Origin of the sequence: Pectobacterium carotovorum (assembly GCF_033898505.1) — a bacterium.
Taxonomy (GTDB): Bacteria; Pseudomonadota; Gammaproteobacteria; order Enterobacterales; family Enterobacteriaceae; genus Pectobacterium; species Pectobacterium carotovorum_J.
In genome coordinates this window covers 2192955-2205276 of the sequence record NZ_JAXAFK010000001.1, presented here as the reverse complement: position 1 = coordinate 2205276, position 12322 = coordinate 2192955, and the positions used below count along the sequence as shown (strand labels likewise).

14 protein-coding genes are annotated in these 12322 nt (G+C 49.7%); 1 reads left to right on the top strand and 13 read right to left on the bottom strand.

Annotated elements, in window-relative coordinates; genetic code table 11:
- The first annotated feature begins 24 nt into the window (after nt 1-24).
- Nucleotides 25-978, top strand: a complete 954-nt coding sequence (flgL, locus tag R9X49_RS09820) for a flagellar hook-associated protein FlgL (RefSeq protein ID WP_319848201.1) — start codon at nt 25-27, stop codon at nt 976-978.
- A gap of 341 nt (nt 979-1319) precedes the next feature.
- On the opposite strand, the gene fliR is transcribed toward flgL, so the two are convergent.
- From fliR to fliF, 13 genes are all read right to left on the bottom strand, one after another.
- Complete coding sequence (gene fliR, locus R9X49_RS09815; protein WP_319848200.1) at nt 1320-2105, bottom strand: flagellar biosynthetic protein FliR; 786 nt, start codon at nt 2103-2105, stop codon at nt 1320-1322.
- Between the two features lie 2 nt (nt 2106-2107).
- A complete protein-coding gene (gene fliQ, locus R9X49_RS09810) occupies nt 2108-2377 on the bottom strand; it encodes a flagellar biosynthesis protein FliQ (RefSeq protein WP_015840791.1) in 270 nt (89 codons plus the stop codon).
- Nucleotides 2378-2397: 20 nt separating this feature from the next.
- The gene (fliP, locus tag R9X49_RS09805; RefSeq protein WP_319848630.1) at nt 2398-3093 is read right to left on the bottom strand and encodes a flagellar type III secretion system pore protein FliP; all 696 of its coding nucleotides are present in this window, start codon (nt 3091-3093) and stop codon (nt 2398-2400) included.
- A gap of 77 nt (nt 3094-3170) precedes the next feature.
- Nucleotides 3171-3593 (bottom strand): flagellar biosynthetic protein FliO, encoded by a 423-nt coding sequence (fliO, locus tag R9X49_RS09800; protein ID WP_319848199.1) that lies wholly within the window; start codon nt 3591-3593, stop codon nt 3171-3173.
- Nucleotides 3593-4006: a flagellar motor switch protein FliN gene (fliN, locus tag R9X49_RS09795; protein ID WP_015840788.1), complete on the bottom strand. Its 414-nt coding sequence runs from the start codon at nt 4004-4006 to the stop codon at nt 3593-3595. Before fliN ends, fliO begins: the two co-directional genes overlap by 1 nt.
- Complete coding sequence (fliM, locus tag R9X49_RS09790; protein WP_319848198.1) at nt 3999-5012, bottom strand: flagellar motor switch protein FliM; 1014 nt, start codon at nt 5010-5012, stop codon at nt 3999-4001. Before fliM ends, fliN begins: the two co-directional genes overlap by 8 nt.
- Nucleotides 5013-5017: 5 nt before the next feature.
- A complete protein-coding gene (fliL, locus tag R9X49_RS09785) occupies nt 5018-5497 on the bottom strand; it encodes a flagellar basal body-associated protein FliL (RefSeq protein ID WP_015840786.1) in 480 nt (159 codons plus the stop codon).
- A 155-nt stretch (nt 5498-5652) separates the two neighbouring features.
- On the bottom strand, nt 5653-6948 hold the full coding sequence (locus tag R9X49_RS09780) for a flagellar hook-length control protein FliK (protein WP_319848197.1): 1296 nt from the start codon (nt 6946-6948) through the stop codon (nt 5653-5655).
- Nucleotides 6945-7391, bottom strand: coding sequence for a flagellar export protein FliJ (gene fliJ / locus R9X49_RS09775; RefSeq protein ID WP_319848196.1), 447 nt, complete (start codon nt 7389-7391; stop codon nt 6945-6947). Before fliJ ends, R9X49_RS09780 begins: the two co-directional genes overlap by 4 nt.
- Nucleotides 7392-7399: 8 nt before the next feature.
- Nucleotides 7400-8770, bottom strand: a complete 1371-nt coding sequence (fliI, locus tag R9X49_RS09770; RefSeq protein ID WP_015840783.1) for a flagellar protein export ATPase FliI — start codon at nt 8768-8770, stop codon at nt 7400-7402.
- Entirely contained in the window at nt 8770-9495 is a 726-nt protein-coding gene (gene fliH, locus R9X49_RS09765) for a flagellar assembly protein FliH (RefSeq protein ID WP_319848194.1), read from the bottom strand. Before fliH ends, fliI begins: the two co-directional genes overlap by 1 nt.
- On the bottom strand, nt 9488-10480 hold the full coding sequence (fliG, locus tag R9X49_RS09760; RefSeq protein ID WP_015840781.1) for a flagellar motor switch protein FliG: 993 nt from the start codon (nt 10478-10480) through the stop codon (nt 9488-9490). Before fliG ends, fliH begins: the two co-directional genes overlap by 8 nt.
- Nucleotides 10477-12201: a flagellar basal-body MS-ring/collar protein FliF gene (gene fliF / locus R9X49_RS09755; protein ID WP_319848193.1), complete on the bottom strand. Its 1725-nt coding sequence runs from the start codon at nt 12199-12201 to the stop codon at nt 10477-10479. The genes fliG and fliF overlap by 4 nt, the downstream gene beginning before the upstream one ends.
- Between the last annotated feature and the right edge of the window lie 121 nt (nt 12202-12322).

Here is a 12322-nt window from a genome sequence, read left to right as displayed (position 1 = left end):
ATTTGAGAAAGAGGAATTGATACCATGCGCTTAAGTACCAGCATGATGTACCAGCAAAATATGCAAGGCATTATTAATGGTCAGGCAACGTGGCAAAAAACGGGTGAGCAGTTATCAACCGGTAAGCGCGTCGTAAATCCATCAGACGATCCGATTGCGGCTGCGAGCGCCATTATGCTTGGCCAGGCTCAGTCAGAAAACAGCCAGTATACATTGGCGCGTACGTTTGCTAAGCAAAGTATGTCTTTGGAAGAATCTATTCTTAATAAGAGCACGACCACGATTACCAGCGCGTTGACTGAAGTGATCAAGGGCGGCGGTGTTTTGAATGACGACGACCGTAAATCGGTCGCGACTGCTCTGCGCGGTATGAAGGCTGAATTATTGAATATGGCTAACAGTACCGATGGTAATGGTAACTATATTTTTTCTGGGTATGAAACCGATAATCCTCCGTTTGTTGATGGTGCTACGGGAATTCAGTACGTCGGCGGAAATCAGGCCATTTCACAGCGCGTTGATTCAGCTCGAAATATGACAGTCGGCCATGTTGGCTCTGCAGTTTTCAATGGTGTAACTGGCGATGCCAAAAAAGAACCGGATGGGAGTATCCAGTCGGACTTATTTGAAACGCTAGACATTGCAATTAAAGCGCTTGAAACCCCGCTTGCGGATGCTGATGATGCAACAAAAGCGGGTGTTACCGCTGCGTTAGAAACTGCAAACCGCGGTTTAAACAATTCGCTTAATAACATCTCATCCGTTCGGGCCGAATTGGGTATTCAGCTCAATGAGATTGATAATCTCGATGCGGTTGGTAAAGATCGTGATGTTGCGAATAAAACGACACTGTCGCAGTTGCAGGACACCGATTGGTATGAGGCGATTTCGTCTTACATCATGCAGCAGTCTTCTCTGCAGGCTTCGTATACAGCGTTCCAGAACATGCAGGGCATGTCGTTATTCCAGATGAAGTAGTAGTAATAGAAAACATTTATCTATTCTACTTTACGGTTTGAATACGCTTAAACCGGGCGTATTTTTTAGGCGTGTCATCTCTTTATTATATTAGATGACATGCCATTTTTTATCCTATCGCCATTGCTCGGCATTCTCCCTGTTAATTCTAGTTCTCCTTATATAATCCTTACCCTGTTAGCGCATCGATATTTGACATGGCATGTGTGCATGTGTACTACATGCGATTCCTCACGATCGCGATGGGGGACTAACTATATAAAAAGTGAAATAGGGAAGAGCGCCAGACAAGCGTATGCCTGAAGAGTCAGTCATATCGACTTATGTTTGCTTATAAGAAATTAGGGGCTGGATAGCTGGGTAAGGATATCAGCGAGTAAATCGAAAACTTCACTGAATAAGTGCTCTGCAAATGGTGGGATTAACGGAATTAATAAACCTAGCGTCATGATACCCACTGTAAGGGTTATCGGGAAGCCCACGACAAATACCGAGAGCTGTGGGGCAACGCGGTTAAGCATGCCTAAGGCCAGGTTAATGGTTAGCAGTAGGGTGATGATTGGCAGCGCCAGCATCAATCCGTTAATAAAAATCAGTCCGCCGGCACGTGCAAGCGCGAGAAAGGCATGGCTGTTAATAGGATTGGTGCTGATGGGCAGAGTATAGAAACTATCGGCTAGTAACGAAATCATCCAGAGATGACCATCAAATGTCAGGAACAGTAAGATGGCAAGAATATTCAGGAAACGCGCTATTACCTGCATATTCGGGCCGCCAGTGGGATCAAAAAAGGTCGCAAAGGCGAGCCCCATCTGTAAACCAATGAGTTCGCCCGCATGACGAATAGCGGCAAATGCTAACTGCATTGACAGGCCGAGCGTAACACCGATCAGAATTTGCTGTATTAACAGCCATATGCCTGCGACGGAAAAAATAGGCGTGGTGTTTAATGGCAAATAGGGCGCAACGAGTAGGGTGATCAGCACACCCAGACCAATTTTCACCCGGTTCCCAATCGCTCTTTCGTTAAAGACAGGCGCAGTACTAATCAACGCAAGAATTCTGACAAAAGGCCAGAAAAACTGGCTGACCCAATTCACCATGTCCCAACTGTTAAACGTCAGCATGCTTACCCAATAATATTAGGTAACTGGCCGAATAGCGTACGCATGTAGTCCAGCATGAGGTTTAACATCCAGGGGCCAGCGATCACTAAAGTGAAGAATACGGTTAGGATTTTAGGGATAAACGACAGCGTCATTTCGTTTACCTGAGTCGCTGCCTGCAAGAGGCTGATAGTCAGCCCGCTGAGCAGCGCCGCTATCAACGGAGGGGCTGCCAGCGCCAATGCTATCTTCATTGCTTCATAGCCAAGCGCCATCACCGATTCTGGTGTCATAGTCGCATTCCTCTATCCGTCTAACTATAAAAACTTTGGGCTAATGAACCGAGTAGCAGCTGCCAGCCATCAACTAATACAAAAAGCATGAGTTTGAAAGGCAAGGAAATGGTTGCCGGAGGAACCATCATCATCCCTAGTGCCATCAATACGCTGGCAACAACGAGGTCGATGATGAGGAAAGGGATAAATATGGTAAAGCCAATCTGGAAAGCAGTTTTTAGCTCACTTGTCACAAAGGCAGGGAGAAGTACACGCATAGGTACCGCTTCAGGCCCCTGGATCTCTGGAATTTCAGCCAACCTGGTAAACAACGCCAAATCGCTTTCTCGGGTTTGCCGTAGCATGAACTCACGCACAGGCTCGGCACCGCGCTCGATGGCGACCTCCATGCTGATTTGATCCTGACTGAAGGGAAGATAGGCTTCATCATAAACGCGGTTTAACACCGGCGACATAACGAAAAACGTCAGAAAAAGCGTCAACCCTAACAAGACCTGGTTCGGTGGCGCGGTTGGCGTACCCAGCGCATTACGTAACAAACTCAGGACAATGATAATCCGAGTGAAGCTGGTCATCATTAACAATGCGGCAGGAATAAACGTTAATGATGTGAGGAAAACCAGCGTTTGTACTGATAGCGTCCAGCTTTGTCCGCCATTAGGGAGCGGTTGCGTCACAATTCCGGGAAGCTGTGCCCACACCGATGGCGCCATCAACAATAAACCGATGGTCAAACCATAGCGCAACGTGCGAAGCAGGGGGGGGATACGAAAATAATTAGGTAAGGCACTCATTCCGATTTTTCCGGACGCTTTAAAACTTTCTTTAACAGTTGATTGAAATCAACCGGCTTGGTATCGCCAGCAGATGAACTGTCGTTGGTTGGTTGTGCTGGGAGTGTATGCAGAGGCGTGATCTGTTGAGCAGTAACACCTAACACCAGCCAGGTATTATCAACTTCTACAATAACGACACGTTCACGTTGCCCAACAGGGCAGCTGGATACGACTTTTAGCAACTTGTTTTGCTTGGCTTGTGGGGCAAATCCGAGTTTGCGAACTAGCCAGGCAATCAGCAGAATAAATAATAAAATACCAGCAAGCACGCTACCAACCTGTGTCAGTAACATACTGCCGGTAAGTGGTGGCGCAGTAACAAGCGTTGACTGCTGGCTTGTTACTGGCGTCGGGGATGATACCGGGGCTATTGCCATTAACGACTCAGGCGGCGCATACGTTCGGATGGTGTGATGATGTCGGTAATACGAACACCATACTTGTCAGACACAACGACAACTTCACCCTGAGCGATCAAATAGCCATTGATCAGGATATCCAGTGGTTCACCAGCTAAGCCATCAAGTGCGACAACAGAGCCTTGGGTGAGACGCAGGAGCTCTTTTATCGTCATTTTAGTCCGGCCAAGCTCAACGGTGAGTTTGACAGGAATATCCAGGATAAGGTCGATATCCTGTAAGGCGCCTAGCGGATCATGACCTTCCAGCGATTTGAAAATGCCTTCGGTTGTCGCGGCCGGTTTTTCTGCAGCCTGTTGCTCGTTAAATGCATCAGCCCACAGATCGTCCACTGATTCCTTATCGTCGGACGGTTTCTTGGTGTCACTCATGGGGCTGTTCCTCGTTATCCAGAGAATTCAATATAGGGTTAATCAAATGTTCAACACGTAGAGCATATTGCCCGTTCAACGTGCCATATTGGCTGGTCAGCACCGGCACGCCGTCAACATGAGCAACAATTTTGTCAGGTTTGTCGATCGGTAACACATCGCCGGGTTGGAGCTTCAGAATTTTGGACAATCGCAGTGGGATATCAACAAAGCTTGCAACTAATTCCAATTCGGAATGCTGTACCTGCTTGGCTAAGGTATCTCGCCAGCTCTGATCTTCCTGACGTGAGTTTTCCAATGGTGGGTTCGCCAGCAGTTCGCGCAGCGGCTCGATCATTGAAAAAGGAATGCAGATGTTAAATTCGCCAGTTAGTGAACCGATTTCAACGTGAAATGGTGTAGTAACAACGATGTCATTAGGCGACGTTGTGATGTTGGTAAACTTGACCTGCATTTCTGAACGCACGTATTCGATGTCAAGTTTGTAAATCGCATTCCAGGCTTCGCCATAGGCTTCCAGAGCCAAGCGTAACATACGCTTAACCACGCGTTGCTCTGTATGGGTAAATTCACGTCCTTCGACTTTCGTCGGGAAGCGCCCATCGCCACCGAAAAGGTTATCTACGGCGATAAACACCAGGCTTGGTGAAAAGACAAACAATGCCGTGCCGCGTAGCGGTTTTAAGTGAATCAGATTCAGGTTTGTCGGTACGGGAAGGTTCCTGGCAAACTCATGGTATGGCTGGATCTTGATTCCACCTACGGTGATATCAGGGCTGCGGCGCAACAGGTTAAACAATCCCATACGGAATTGACGCGCAAAGCGTTCATTAATGATTTCTAATGCCTGTAAACGCTCGCGGATAACACGTCGTTGCGTATTCGGATCGTAGGGTTTGACGCCCCCATCCGCTTTTGACGACGCATTCGCATCAGCATCGCTATCGCCGCTGTCGCCATTTAATAATGCATCAATTTCTGCTTGTGAAAGAATGCTATCGCCCATAATGGTTACCGCAGTATAAAGGCCGTGAACAGAACATCAGTAACGACCTGGTTAGGTTGACCAGGAACTAATGGTGGGCTTAGCACTTGCTTAATTTGCTCTATCAGCTTCTGTTTGCCTTGCTCATTAGCAAGCGCAATCGCGTCCTGACGAGACAGTAATAATAACAGTCTGCTGCGAACCTCTGGCAGATAATTAGTAAACCGTGTGCGTGTTGCTTCATCTGGTAAACGCAGCGTGAAACCAACATACAGTACACGGTCAGGATCGTTATCTGCATTGACGAGGTTAACGGTAAAGGTATCCAGCGGCATGAAAACAGGCTCTGGCGGTGGCGGTGCTTCCTGCTCGGCCGTTGCTGAGTTTTTCTGATTTAATAGCCACCAGGCGGCGCCCGCAGCACCAGTCGCAGCGAGAGCAACGATAATCAGTAGTATTAGCCAAATAGACCGTTTACGTCCTGGTCGAACTTGCATATCAGACATAGCCAAAGATAGTTCCCGTTACTTATCGATATTTATTGCTGGATGAAACCAACAATAAATAAATGCGTAATGTCGATGATTATCCTGCCTATTGCTATGTTCAATACAGAGAATAGGCAGGGAAAACCGTGCTAACTTATTCGTTTACTTCAGTTTCAGGCAAAGATATCAACGCCGTTGACCGATGACGCCATTGATCTTAACTGTTCTGGTACATTTAGTAATTCACCCGAGCCTTCTGCTGAATGACCAAATTGCTGCTGATAAGACGGACCACGGTTATTGCCGTCGTTATTATTGCTGGCCATTTGCTGTTGCCAGGCAGAGGAATCACTACCTACGCTGCTCTGGCCAAGGTTAATTCCGCTTTCTGCCATCGCGTTACGCAGGTGGGGTAGTGCAGCTTCCAGCGCTGAACGAACCTGGCTGCTTGCTGATGCCAGATGAATTTGTGCCTGATTATCATCAATTTTTAGGCTGATATGCAGGGCACCCAGTTCCTGCGGGTTTAAACGTAGCTCCGCGGTTTGCTGCCCATTACGGCTGAACATCACTATCTGCTGGCCCAATGCGTCTTGCCATTGCGGTGAGCCAAAGGGGGCGTTCAACTGTGCGCTTGCTGCCTGAGGCGCTGGTGTGGTTGTCCCCACCGATGCTGGCTGAACATGCATCGCTTGTGCGACAGGCGGCGTAGTTTGAGACGCGTTATTATTTAAGGCTGAAACTGATTCAGATGCATTGCGATCGCCCGCAAGGGACGCTGGCGTCGTTAGCGCAAACTTTGTAGCCTCATCCGCAGACTCGGTTGTTGCCGATGTGGCTTGCTTGCCTGCATGATGCAGATCGCGTGATAGGCCTGCATCTTTATCCGGCATTACTGATGTGTCGAGCAGCTTTGCCAACATACTTTTGGCGTTTTCACCCGTATTGTTTAGTACGGATGCTGGCGTTTCATTCTGGCGTTTAGCATCAATGAGCCCCGGAATCGCTAACCCCGTATTTACGGCAGTCGCGGCGATATTATCAGCGGCAGGCTGCGTAGCAAGCGGCGTTGTTTGCAACATAGCAAGCAGTGCCTGCATAGCAACGGCGTTATCTGGCGCGCTGGCGCTGTCTTTTTTGTCCTGGCCCTTAAGCTTCGCCTGCTCGGCAATGTCTGGATTTTGCTTACCCGCGGTAACGGCTACGCCAGTAAGTGAACTGAATGAAGAGAGCATCGCGTTTAAATCATCACGACTGAGGGAAGCACCCTCTTTCCCTAACGCGTTTAGCAGGGCTTCTTCGTCCACTTTATCGAGTGTTTTTTTATCCGATGTATCGGCTATTTGCGATATGCGTTTGCTCAACAGATCAACAAAATCTTTTGGCAGCTCGCCCTGTGTCAGCAGAGAAGCAGAAGAACTGCTCGTATCGCTGACGGTGGTAGCTATGGGTAACGCGGACAGATTCATGATTCTGCTTTCCTCTGTGAGGCCCGTTGGGCAAATTCATCCATTTGTTTTTGTTCTATTTTATTTTCTTTGGCAAGCTGTCTTGTCAGTTCGCGATCTTGCAGTTTCTCAAAAGCGTTCAATCGCTGCTGTTTCTCTTGCCAGGTCTTCATTGCTAAATCTAAACGTGATGTCCACTGCGAGAGCTGCTGTCTGTGTTGCTCAATTGCACTGTCCAGCGTTCGGATGAACTGCTGATAATTTTGCCAACTATTATTCGCCATACCAGCAGACATCGTCGAGTTCAATTTTTGACGATAGTCATCCTGATAGTTTAACAGCATATTGAGCTGCTGCTCTGCCTGCTGATGTGCCTGACGCACCTGTCCCAACTGGCCTGCTGCTTTCTCAACGTCCTTCTGCGCCAGTTCGCGTAGTGTAACCAGCGGTGACTGGGTTTTCATCTGCTCTCCTACTCGTTACGAGGGAAAATAGTGTGCAACGCCTGGCAAGATTCTTCATAGTTACTTTGTTCAAACATACCCTGCTGCAAGAAGGCTTCCAGATGTGGATAGAGCCGAATTGCTTTGTCGAGCATAGGGTCACTGCCTGCGGCGTAGGCACCAACGCTGACTAAATCACGGTTACGTTGGTAGCTGGATAATAACTGTTTAAACTGCCTTACAGAAGCATAGTGACCTTCATCTATCAGCGCGGTCATTGCACGGCTAATCGAGGCTTCAATATCAATTGCCGGATAATGACCAGACTCAGCCAATTGACGGGACAACACAATGTGTCCGTCCAGAATGGCTCGAGCGGAGTCGGCTATTGGATCCTGCTGATCGTCACCTTCCGTAAGAACAGTATAGAAGGCAGTGACTGAACCACCTCCATGAATACCATTTCCTGCGCGTTCTACCAGCGCAGGTAATTTGGCGAACACAGAAGGGGGATAACCCTTGGTCGCCGGTGGTTCGCCAATGGCTAAAGCAATTTCACGCTGGGCCATAGCGTAACGCGTGAGTGAATCCATAATGAGCAGAACGTGATACCCGCGATCGCGAAAATCTTCCGCAATACGCGTGGCATACGCCGCCCCTTGCATTCTTAATAATGGAGAAACATCCGCTGGCGCAGCAATAACGACAGAACGCGCGCGTCCTTCAGTACCTAAGATATTCTCGATAAAATCTTTTACTTCTCGGCCACGTTCGCCGATAAGGCCGACAACGATGACGTCAGCTTGAGTATAGCGCGCCATCATCCCCAACAGCACACTTTTACCTACCCCTGAACCAGCAAACAGACCCATTCGCTGCCCCCGACCCACGGTAAGCAAGGCGTTGATGGCTCGGACACCCACGTCCAGAACGCTTTCGATGGGCGTTCTCTGCAATGGGTTGAACGGTGGCGTAATCAGCGGTGCACGATAGCCTGTATCCGGTGCAGGTAAACCATCCAGCGGTTTTGCGCTACCATCCAGCACCCGACCAAGTAGTTCAGGGCCTAAGGGTAATTGTTTTCCCTGACTGCTGCTGTCCTGACCGACGCGGGCATAAACACGTGCGCCGGGGGTAATGCCTTCAACTTCTTCCAGCGGCATGAGAAAGAGTTTTTGTCCGTTGAAACCGACAACTTCGCTTTCGATTTCTTCAACCTGAGAGCCATTCTGCCGTTCGATGAGACAGGTGGCACCCAGTGGCATATGCAGCCCTGTCGCTTCCAATACCAAACCTGTCGCCCGGGTTAAGCGGCCGTAGCGACGCACCGAAGGTGTGTCGTCAATACGCTTCTCAAAGGAATCGAGAGAAGAAAGCCAGCGTCCGAGGCGTGAAGTCATCATAGCTCTCCCGGTGCAGCTAAACGGCAAAGCTCATGCCAGCGTGTTGCCAGACTGGCATCCAGATCGCCTTCTTCCGCACTGACTTTACAACCGCCAGGATGAAGTTGGCTATCGGCAAGTAATCTCCAGCCATGCAAGCTAAGTGTCGGACCCAAATACTGTTCCACGCGCTCCAGATCTGAAGGGTGAACGCGCAACTGCGTTTTACCCGAAAACATCGGTTCTTGCTGAATCAATTGCTGTATTTGACCGAGCAGCGCGTTACCATCGCATACAGGAGGTTGCCCCAGAATCTGCTTGGCTGCGGTCAGAGCCAACTGCATCAGACGGGCTGGGATCACACTGTCGAGTGTATCCAGCGTCTGTTGAAATTCGGTGACCATATTCTGCATCTGTTCGATGATCGGCTGCTGCTGCTGTAAAGCATTCTGCAGACCCTGCTGTTGCCCCTTGGCTAAACCTTCCTGATAACCCGCGTCATAGCCTTGCTGGTGCCCTTGCGCAAAACCTGTTTCTCGCGCTTGCTGCATCGTGCTTTCACGCAGAGACGCTAACTCGTCCTCGGCGGCTGAAAGGGCGCTTTCTTCAGTAAAACGCTCCATGTCAGGCAGCTCAGGTTCGTCATTTACCTGATAGCTTGGCAGGACAGGCTTCGAAACGGGTTCGGCCAGATCGTTGAGCTTCCAGGGCTGCCAGGCCAGATTCTTGGGGGCGTTAGACATAAGCATCCTCGCCGCCACCGATAATCATCTCGCCGCTGTCTGCCAGTCGACGAACGATAAGCAGAATGGCTTTCTGTTCGTTTTCGACCTGAGACATACGGACCGGGCCGCGAGTCGCGAGATCGTCCCGAAGAATTTCTGCGGCACGCTGAGACATGTTGCGCAGGAATTTCTCGCGTAAAGGCTCTTCGGCACCTTTCAATGCCAACAGCAGAGACTCGGACTCGACTTCTTGCAGAAGACGCTGAATGCTGCGGTCGTCCACGTCCACCAGGTTTTCGAACAGGAACATTTCGTCGATGATTTTCTGTGCCAGTTCGCCATCGAATTCGCGTACGGCATCAATAACCGCTTCTTCCTGCTGCGTTTTCATCAGGTTGATAATTTCAGCCGCAGTACGAACACCACCCATCTTGCTGCGTTTGAGGTTCTGACCATCCAGCAAGCCATTCAGAACATCTGTCAATTCTGCCAGTGCAGAAGGCTGAACGCCGCCGAAGGTTGCAATACGCAGCATGACGTCATGGCGCAGACGCTCGTCAAACAGGGCTAAGATATCGGCAGCCTGAGCTCGTTTCAGGTGCACCAGAATTGTTGCGATAATCTGTGGATGTTCGTCGCGGATGAGGTCTGCGGCAATCTGCGGCTCCATGAAGTTGAGCGTTTCCATCCCACTCGTAGAGTCGCGGCTTTCAAGAATATCTTCCAACAGGCTAGATGCGCGTTCTTCACCAAGAGCTTTGACAAGCACAGAGCGAAGATAGTCGCCGGCATTCACGCTAAGCGCTGCATACTGCTCTGAGTCTGCCTCAAATTCTCTCAGGATTTCGAGCAGTTGCTGTTGTGATACCTGCCTCATGTTCGCCATTGCAGCACTGAGATGCTGTACTTCTTTGGTCGAAAGATGAGTAAACACCTCAGCGGCGCGGTCTTCACCAATGGTCATCAATAAGATGGCGCTTTTTTCTGTTCCTGTCAGGGTCATAGTTCAGTACTCATCCATTGACGAATTACCAGAGCGACAACGCGTGGATCGTTCTCTGCCATTTCACGTATGCGGTTACTTTGCATTTCTGCATTGACACGTTGTTGCGATTTCCGCTGCTGTTCAACTTCCGAGCTACTCAGGTTGACCATAACATCGTTGTCTGCGCCCTGGGACAGTGCCGCTGCTGCCAGTGCTGCTTCTTGCTGCTGTGCTTTTCTCTGCAATTGTGGACGAACCAGCTTACGCCACAGAATCCAGGCAACGATCAGAACCAGCAACCAACGGCCAGCTTCCATCAGGAGATCGAGGAATGCCTGTTTTTGCCAGAAGGGGAGTTCGCCAGAACCGTCGGTGCTGTCCATAAATGGCGTATTCACGACATTCAATGTATCACCGCGTTCAGCAGAAAAGCCCATGGCTTCACGTGCTACCGTTTCAATCTGTTTAATCTGTTCTTCCGTCAGTGCAACCGGTTTGCCATCCTCGCCAGGAGGCAGATAGTTAACGATAACGGCTGCAGACAAGCGTTTCACGCCACCGGTGCTGTGCTTGGTATGTAAAATCGTCTTATCAACTTCATAGTTGGTTGTTGCATCGTTACGAACATTTGATGTCTGAATGACGGTATTCGCATTTGCCGCATTTGCTTGCGCACCTGCCGCATTGTTTTGGTTCTGCTGGCCAGCCTGATTGTTCGCATTGGCATTAGCATTATTTGGCGGCGTTGCGATAGGCGCTGTTGGTGCCGGTGCAGGCTGATTAGACAATGCACCAGGAACTCCACCTACGTTCGGGCCACCTCGTTGCTCACTCTGGCTGGTTTGCTGAGAGCGAACGGCCGCTTTATCTGGCGGCTGGTTAGGTTGATACTGTTCGTCAGTTTGCTCGCGGGCAGAGAAATCAATTTGTGCGGTGACCTGGGCATGCACGTTGCCCATACCAACCATGGGCGCGATGATTGATTCTATGCGGCGCTGGTACATCGATTCGACTTCGTTGCTGTACTTAAGCTGCGCGGCATTCAGATCGCGACCGCTGCCGCCAGCCTGGGTTAACAGACGTCCGGTTTGATCGACGACCGTCACATTATCCGGCGGCAAGCCCGCAACGCTGCTGGAAACCATGTAAACGATGGAGTTGATTTGACCTTCATCTAATGCACGGCCCGGCTGTAGCGTCAGGGTGACGGAAGAAGAGGGGGCTTTTTGCTCACGAACGAACAGTGAAGGCTTCGGTATGGCGAGGTGAACTCGTGCATTCTGGACAGGGCCGAGCGTTTCTATCGTTCTGGATAGCTCACCTTCCAGCGCACGCTGGTAGTTGATCTGTTCGCTGAATTGGCTGATGCCAAATTTTTCCTGGTCGAGCAATTCAAACCCAACTGCGCCGCCTTTTGGCAGTCCCAATTGAGCAAGTCGGAGTCGGGTCTCATAGACATTCTCGGCGGGAATCATGATCGCGCCGCCGTTCTCCGCAAAGCGGTAAGGAATATTCAGCTTTGTTAATTCGCTGACAATCGCACCGCCGTCCCGGTCATTTATATTGCTATAAAGAACCCGATAATCTGGACCTTTAGCCCATAGCGTTAACGCCACTACAATAGCAATGGTCGCGGCTGCTGCGATCAATAGCGGAATCTTCGGATTGGCGCGTAACCGGTTGAGTATTTCGCCAAAGCTATTTTTACCGGTAGCGGCGCCGGTTAATGAGGCGTTCATACTCTATCTCTGCTTGGTTGTTGAACGATATACTTAACGTTGTGACGTGACAAAACAGAACTCCCTGATTGCGCAATCAATAAAACATTTCGCCTACATTTATCGGCATGTCATTATTTTC

Bases quoted from the DNA above. Each gene is read 5' to 3' on its own strand.
- flgL (WP_319848201.1), top strand. From the start codon at position 25: ATGCGCTTAAGTACCAGCATGATGTACCAGCAAAATATGCAAGGCATT.
- fliR (WP_319848200.1), bottom strand. From the start codon at position 2,105: ATGCTGACGTTTAACAGTTGGGACATGGTGAATTGGGTCAGCCAGTTT.
- fliQ (WP_015840791.1), bottom strand. From the start codon at position 2,377: ATGACACCAGAATCGGTGATGGCGCTTGGCTATGAAGCAATGAAGATA.
- fliP (WP_319848630.1), bottom strand. From the start codon at position 3,093: ATGGCGCCATCGGTGTGGGCACAGCTTCCCGGAATTGTGACGCAACCG.
- fliO (WP_319848199.1), bottom strand. From the start codon at position 3,593: ATGGCAATAGCCCCGGTATCATCCCCGACGCCAGTAACAAGCCAGCAG.
- fliN (WP_015840788.1), bottom strand. From the start codon at position 4,006: ATGAGTGACACCAAGAAACCGTCCGACGATAAGGAATCAGTGGACGAT.
- fliM (WP_319848198.1), bottom strand. From the start codon at position 5,012: ATGGGCGATAGCATTCTTTCACAAGCAGAAATTGATGCATTATTAAAT.
- fliL (WP_015840786.1), bottom strand. From the start codon at position 5,497: ATGTCTGATATGCAAGTTCGACCAGGACGTAAACGGTCTATTTGGCTA.
- R9X49_RS09780 (WP_319848197.1), bottom strand. From the start codon at position 6,948: ATGAATCTGTCCGCGTTACCCATAGCTACCACCGTCAGCGATACGAGC.
- fliJ (WP_319848196.1), bottom strand. From the start codon at position 7,391: ATGAAAACCCAGTCACCGCTGGTTACACTACGCGAACTGGCGCAGAAG.
- fliI (WP_015840783.1), bottom strand. From the start codon at position 8,770: ATGACTTCACGCCTCGGACGCTGGCTTTCTTCTCTCGATTCCTTTGAG.
- fliH (WP_319848194.1), bottom strand. From the start codon at position 9,495: ATGTCTAACGCCCCCAAGAATCTGGCCTGGCAGCCCTGGAAGCTCAAC.
- fliG (WP_015840781.1), bottom strand. From the start codon at position 10,480: ATGACCCTGACAGGAACAGAAAAAAGCGCCATCTTATTGATGACCATT.
- fliF (WP_319848193.1), bottom strand. From the start codon at position 12,201: ATGAACGCCTCATTAACCGGCGCCGCTACCGGTAAAAATAGCTTTGGC.